Annotated in this window: 6 protein-coding genes; all 6 read left to right on the top strand. The window is 69.5% G+C overall.

Translation table 11 applies throughout. The annotated features are described in order from the left end of the window. The first annotated feature begins 163 nt into the window (after window positions 1-163). Complete coding sequence (gene tsf / locus ABEE00_RS19140; RefSeq protein ID WP_345746748.1) at window positions 164-1000, top strand: translation elongation factor Ts; 837 nt, start codon at window positions 164-166, stop codon at window positions 998-1000. A gap of 199 nt (window positions 1001-1199) precedes the next feature. Continuing rightward, on the top strand, window positions 1200-1967 hold the full coding sequence (gene pyrH / locus ABEE00_RS19135; RefSeq protein ID WP_345746747.1) for a UMP kinase: 768 nt from the start codon (window positions 1200-1202) through the stop codon (window positions 1965-1967). A gap of 184 nt (window positions 1968-2151) precedes the next feature. Beyond that, window positions 2152-2709, top strand: a complete 558-nt coding sequence (gene frr, locus ABEE00_RS19130) for a ribosome recycling factor (protein WP_345746746.1) — start codon at window positions 2152-2154, stop codon at window positions 2707-2709. 43 nt (window positions 2710-2752) lie between these two features. Then, the gene (locus tag ABEE00_RS19125; RefSeq protein ID WP_345746745.1) at window positions 2753-3898 is read left to right on the top strand and encodes a phosphatidate cytidylyltransferase; all 1146 of its coding nucleotides are present in this window, start codon (window positions 2753-2755) and stop codon (window positions 3896-3898) included. Window positions 3899-4056: 158 nt separating this feature from the next. Further along, the gene (rlmN, locus tag ABEE00_RS19120; protein WP_345746744.1) at window positions 4057-5163 is read left to right on the top strand and encodes a dual-specificity RNA methyltransferase RlmN; all 1107 of its coding nucleotides are present in this window, start codon (window positions 4057-4059) and stop codon (window positions 5161-5163) included. Window positions 5164-5355: 192 nt separating this feature from the next. Beyond that, window positions 5356-6435, top strand: a complete 1080-nt coding sequence (locus tag ABEE00_RS19115) for a thiamine ABC transporter substrate-binding protein (protein ID WP_345746743.1) — start codon at window positions 5356-5358, stop codon at window positions 6433-6435. Window positions 6436-6510 lie beyond the last annotated feature (75 nt).

Genomic DNA, 6510 nt, shown 5'->3' with positions numbered 1-6510 from the left:
GGGGCCCCCACCGCCCCACGGGCGTTGTGGTCCACGGTGCGGGCTTGACGGGGGGTACCGGGCCCCCCGGGGCGCCACCGGGGGGGGGGGGGGGGGGGGCCCCCCCCCCCCCCCACCGGCGTGAATCCCACCTCATCGACTTTCGGGAAGAGACCGACCGATCATGGCGAACTACACCGCCGCCGACGTCAAGAAGCTCCGGGAGCTCACCGGCGCCGGCATGATGGACTGCAAGAAGGCGCTGGACGAGGCCGAGGGCGACGTCGACAAGGCCGTTGAGGTTCTGCGCGTCAAGGGTCAGAAGGGCGTCGCCAAGCGCGAGAGCCGTTCCGCCGAGAACGGCGCGATCGTCGCCCAGATCTCCGACGACAGCACCTCCGGCGTCATCATCGAGCTGAACTGCGAGACCGACTTCGTCGCCAAGGGCGACAAGTTCCAGGCCGCGGCCGCCGAGATCGCCGACTTCATCGCCAAGACCTCGCCGGCCGACGTCGAGGCCCTGCTCGCCTCCGAGATCAAGGACGGCCAGACCGTCCAGGCGTTCGTCGACGAGACCAACGCCACCCTCGGCGAGAAGATCGTGCTGAACCGGTTCGCGCAGTTCTCCGGCGCGTACGTCGGCTCCTACCTGCACCGCACCAACCCGGACCTGCCCCCGCAGGTCGGCGTCCTGGTCGAGCTGGACAAGGAGAACGCCGAGGTCGCGAAGGACGTCGCGCAGCACATCGCCGCGCTGTCCCCGCAGTTCCTCACCCGCGAGGACGTCCCGGCCGAGACGGTGGAGAACGAGCGCCGCATCGCCGAGGAGACCGCCCGCGAGGAGGGCAAGCCGGAGCAGGCCCTGCCGAAGATCATCGAGGGCCGGGTGAACGGCTTCTTCAAGGAGAACGTCCTCCTGGACCAGCCCTTCGCCAAGGACAACAAGAAGTCCGTCCAGAAGGTCCTGGACGAGGCCGGTGTGGCGCTGAAGCACTTCGCCCGCTTCCGCGTCGGCGCCTGACCACCCCGTACGCCGCGGGCTTCGGTGCCGGGCACGGCGGCCCGGAACGCCGTGTCCCGCGCACCCGCCCGATAAGGTCGGGCACAGGGCAGTTGTGACGAGGAGGCCATTGCCGCAGAGGGAACCCGCGAGGATCTCCGACGGCAGTGGCCTCCTCGTCTGTGCACCACACGAAGTGCACGACGCACGAGGAGAACTCATGAACAAGGACACCGAGACCGACAAAGAAGGCGGCGGCCACGGCGGGCGACGACGCTTCCTGCTGAAGCTCTCCGGCGAGGCGTTCGCCGGCGGCGGGGGGCTCGGTGTCGACCCCGACGTGGTGCACAAGGTGGCTCGTGAGATCGCCTCGGTGGTCCGCGACGGCGCGGAGATCGCCGTCGTCATCGGCGGCGGCAACTTCTTCCGCGGGGCCGAGCTCCAGCAGCGCGGCATGGACCGGGCCCGCTCCGACTACATGGGCATGCTCGGCACGGTCATGAACTGCCTGGCCCTCCAGGACTTCCTGGAGAAGGAGGGCATCGACTCGCGCGTGCAGACCGCCATCACCATGGGGCAGGTCGCCGAGCCGTACATTCCGCTGCGGGCCGTACGCCACCTGGAGAAGGGGCGCGTCGTCATCTTCGGCGCCGGCATGGGGATGCCGTACTTCTCCACCGACACCACGGCGGCGCAGCGCGCGCTGGAGATCGACGCCGAGGCCCTGCTGATGGGCAAGAACGGCGTGGACGGGGTCTACGACTCGGACCCGAAGAAGAACGCCGACGCGGTGATGTTCGACGCGCTCGAGTACGGCGACGTCATCACGCGCGACCTGAAGGTCGCCGACGCCACGGCCGTCACGCTCTGCCGCGACAACAAACTCCCGATCCTCGTCTTCGAGCTGCTCGCCGAGGGCAATATCGGCCGGGCGGTCAAGGGTGAGAAGATCGGCACTCTGGTGAGCAACCAGGGCACCCGCGACTGACGGACACGGGGGACGCTGACGCACCGTCTGCGTCCGCCGCCGCGCGGGGCGTTGGGCACCTGAGGGGCAACATCGTGCCGTGCGGATGGCACCGCACGGGGATGGACAACGGCCTGCCGGTCGGACACCGTGCAGGAATCAGAGCTTTATTCACAGGCTCACTTCATCGAACCAGGAGCACGTGGTGATCGAAGAGACCCTCCTCGAGGCCGAGGAGAAGATGGAGAAGGCGGTCGTCGTCGCCAAGGAGGACTTCGCCGCGATCCGCACCGGCCGTGCGCACCCGGCGATGTTCAACAAGATCGTGGCGGAGTACTACGGCACTCCGACGCCCATCAACCAGCTGGCGTCGTTCTCCGTGCCCGAGGCCCGGATGGCGGTCGTGACGCCGTTCGACAAGAGCGCGCTGCGCAACATCGAGCAGGCCATCCGCGACTCCGACCTGGGTGTGAACCCGTCCAACGACGGCAACATCATCCGCGTCAACTTCCCCGAGCTCACCGAGGAGCGGCGCCGGGAGTTCATCAAGGTCGCCAAGACCAAGGGCGAGGACGCGAAGATCTCGCTGCGCAGCATCCGCCGCAAGGCCAAGGAGGCCATCGACAAGGCCGTCAAGGACGGCGAGGTCGGCGAGGACGAGGGCCGCCGCGGCGAGAAGGAGCTGGACGACACCACCTCCAAGTACGTCGCGCAGATCGACGAGCTGCTCAAGCACAAGGAGTCGGAGCTGCTCGAGGTCTGAGCTGCGACGGGGTCCGACATCCGAGGTCTGAAGGCTGCAATCCGTGAACGACTCTTCCTGGGGAGCTTCGCCGTCCCCTGCACCGGCGGGTCCCGCGCGCGAGGACGGCGGCGCGTCGCAGACTCGGCGTATGCCCATCGTGTCCGACCCAGGGGGTCCAGGCTCCGGCAGCCTCGGCGGCGGCGAGCACAGTGAAGGCCGCGGCCGTGATCTCGGCGGCCGCACCGGCGGAATGAGCGCAGGCCGCGACGGCCGCGACGGAAGAGGCGGCGGAAGCGGTGACCCGAGCGGCGAGGACCGTACGGTGAGCGGTGGCGGTGACGGCGGCGCCGTGGAGAGCGGCGACGGCGGGGGCGACAACGGGGGCAGAAAGAAGCGCGCGGGCCGCGACCTGCGCGCCGCGATAGGGGTCGGCCTCGGCCTCGGCGCGGTCATCCTCGCCTCGCTCTTCGTGTACAAGCCGGTGTTCGTCGGCGTGATCGTGATCGCGGTCGTCGTCGGCCTGTGGGAGTTCACCTCCCGGCTGTCCGAGCGCAAGGAGATCGGCGCGCCGCTGGTCCCGCTGGCGGTCGGCGGCGCCGCGATGGTCGTCGCCGGGTACGTACGGGGGGCGGACGGCGCGTGGGTCGCCATGGCGCTCACGGCGCTCGCCGTCCTGGTCTGGCGGATGACGGAGCCGCCGGACAACTATCTGCGGGACGTGACGGCGGGCGTGTTCGCCGCGTTCTACGTCCCGTTCCTGGCCACCTTCGTGGCGATGATGCTGGCCGCCGACGACGGGCCGCGGCGGGTGCTGATCTTCCTGCTGCTGACCGTGGTCAGCGACACCGGGGCGTACGCGGTGGGCTGGCGCTTCGGCAAGCACAAGCTCGCTCCGCGGATCAGCCCGGGCAAGACCCGGGAGGGGCTGCTGGGCGCGGTGCTGTTCGCCATGGCGGCCGGCGCGGTGTGCACGGAGTTCTTCATCGACGGCGGCAGTTGGTGGCAGGGCCTGCTCCTGGGCCTGGCCGTCGCGGGGACGGCGACGCTCGGCGACCTGGGCGAGTCCATGATGAAGCGGGACCTGGGCATCAAGGACATGGGCACCCTGCTGCCGGGCCACGGCGGCATCATGGACCGCCTCGACTCCCTGCTGCCCACGGCCCCCGTGGTCTGGCTCCTCTTCACGGTCTTCGTCGGCGCAACCTGACCCGGCCGGCCCGCGAGACCCACCGCCTGCCTTCACCGGCACCTCTTCGTACGAGGACACCCCCGTTTCCGTACGAGGTCACCCCGGCCCCTGCGTGGGCACCGTCTCCCCGCGACGGCGCGGGGTCACCTCCGCGGGTCTGCGACACTGGTGAGGTTATGCCTGCACCTGGAGAACTGACTTTCGTCGCGCCGCGCGGGGCCAAGAAGCCGCCGCGGCATCTTGCTGATCTCACGCCTGCCGAGCGCAAGGAGGCCGTGGCGGAGATCGGGGAGAAGCCGTTCCGTGCGAAGCAGCTGTCGCAGCACTACTTCGCGCGGTATGCGCACCGGCCCGAGGAGTGGACGGACATTCCGGCCGCGGCGCGGGAGAAGCTCGGCCAGGAGCTGCTGCCCGAGCTCATGAGCGTGGTGCGGCACATCAGCTGCGACGACGACCAGACCCGCAAGACGCTGTGGCGGATGCACGACGGGACCATGGTCGAGTCGGTGCTGATGCGGTATCCGGACCGGGTGACCATGTGCATCAGCTCGCAGGCCGGGTGCGGGATGAACTGCCCGTTCTGCGCGACCGGCCAGGCCGGGCTCGACCGCAATCTGTCGACCGGCGAGATCGTGCACCAGATCATCGACGGCATGCGGGCACTGCGGGACGGCGAGGTGCCGGGCGGTCCCGCACGGCTCTCCAACATCGTGTTCATGGGCATGGGGGAGCCGCTCGCCAACTACAAGCGGGTGGTGGGAGCCATTCGCAGGCTGACCGATCCCGAGCCGGACGGTGCCGGGATCTCGCAGCGCGGCATCACCGTGTCCACGGTGGGGCTGGTCCCCGCGATGCTGCGGTTCGCCGACGAGGGCTTCAAGTGCCGGCTCGCGGTGTCCCTGCACGCCCCCGACGACGAGCTGCGCGACACCCTCGTACCCGTCAACCAGCGGTGGAAGGTCAGCGAGGTGCTGGACGCGGCGTGGGAGTACGCCGAGAAGTCCGGGCGCCGCATCTCCATCGAGTACGCGCTGATCCGCGACATCAACGACCAGGCGTGGCGGGCCGACCTGCTCGGTCGGCTGCTCAAGGGCAAGCGGGTGCACGTCAACCTCATCCCGCTCAACCCGACGCCGGGCTCCAAGTGGACCGCCTCGCGGCCCGAGGACGAGGCCGAGTTCGTGCGGACGCTGGCCTCGCACGGGGTGCCGGTGACCGTGCGGGACACCCGCGGGCAGGAGATCGACGGGGCCTGCGGCCAGCTCGCGGCCTCCGAGCGCTGATCCCGCCGCATAAGAAGGCCCTCCAGCGGGGCGCTGATATTGTTCGCACGTGTGTCGGGGCGGGTCGCCCGCCCCGCGCCGTGACAGCCGTATACCGACAGGGGAGCGCGAAGCGCTGAGAGTGCGGCGGGAGACCGCCGCAGACCCTCGAACCTCGCCCGGGTCATGCCGGGTAGGAAGTCGAAGATCTGAATGAAGAAGCAGGTGCGGCGCGTCGGCGCCGCGGTGATCGTTGCCGGTCTCGCGGGCGTCGTGCTCGCCGGGTGCGGCGGGTCGGGGCAGCAGGCGGACTCCAAGACCGTGACGCTGGTGACCCACGACTCCTTCAACGCGTCGAAGCCGGTGCTCCGGGAGTTCACCAAGGAGACCGGTTACAAGGTGAAGGTGCTGCGCGGCGGGGACGCCGGCGCCGCCGTCAACCAGGCCGTGCTCAACAAGGACAACCCGCAGGGCGACGTGTTCTTCGGCGTCGACAACACGCTGCTCTCCCGCGCCGTGGACCAGGGCGTCTTCACTCCGTACAAGGCCGAGGGCCTGGAGAAGACGCCCGAGAAGCTGCGGAAGCTCGACGGCGGCAAGCACATGGTCACGCCGATGGACACCGGCGACGTGTGCGTGAACTACGACCGGGCCTACTTCGAGAAGAAGAAGCAGAAGCCGCCGCGGACGCTGGACGATCTCGCCAAGCCGGAATACAAGAATCTGCTGGTCACGCCCAGTGCTGCGACCTCCTCTCCCGGGCTGGGCTTTCTGCTGGCCACCGCCTCCAAGTACGGCGACAAGGGCTGGCAGGGCTACTGGAAGAAGCTCAAGGCCAACGGCGTCGAGGTCGTGGACGGCTGGGAGCAGGCGTACAACGACCGGTTCAGCGGGTCGCAGGGCGGCAAGGGCAAGGGCGACCGGCCGCTGGTGGTCTCGTACGCGTCCAGCCCGCCCGTCGAGGTGCTCGGCAAGAAGCCGGAGCCCAAGCAGGCGCCGACCGGCGTGGCCAAGGGGACCTGCTTCCGGCAGACCGAGTTCGCGGGGCTGCTGAACGGGGCGAAGAACACCAAGGGCGGCAAGGCGCTGCTGGACTTCCTGTCCGGGAAGCGCTTCCAGGAGGACATGCCGCTGTCGATGTTCGTGAACCCGGCCCGTACGGACGCCAAGGTGCCCGAGCTGTTCACCAAGTACGGGGAGACCATCGAGCACCCGGAGACCATGGCGCCGCAGAAGATCGCCGCGCACCGGGAGCAGTGGATCAAGCAGTGGAACTCGCTCGTAGTGAAGTAGCCCCGGGACAGACGGGCCCGGAGGAAGCGGCCCCGCGGGCGCGCACCTCTGACGCCAAGGGGACCGCCCTGCGCC

It is taken from the genome of Streptomyces odontomachicola, from assembly GCF_039605595.1.
GTDB lineage: Bacteria > Actinomycetota > Actinomycetes > Streptomycetales > Streptomycetaceae > Streptomyces.
The sequence above is the reverse complement of the archived record's forward strand: the minus strand, read 5'-3'. Positions and strand labels throughout refer to the sequence as shown.

Coding starts and splice junctions, on each gene's coding strand:
- tsf (WP_345746748.1), top strand. CDS start 164: ATGGCGAACTACACCGCCGCCGACGTCAAGAAGCTCCGGGAGCTCACC.
- pyrH (WP_345746747.1), top strand. CDS start 1,200: ATGAACAAGGACACCGAGACCGACAAAGAAGGCGGCGGCCACGGCGGG.
- rlmN (WP_345746744.1), top strand. CDS start 4,057: ATGCCTGCACCTGGAGAACTGACTTTCGTCGCGCCGCGCGGGGCCAAG.
- ABEE00_RS19115 (WP_345746743.1), top strand. CDS start 5,356: ATGAAGAAGCAGGTGCGGCGCGTCGGCGCCGCGGTGATCGTTGCCGGT.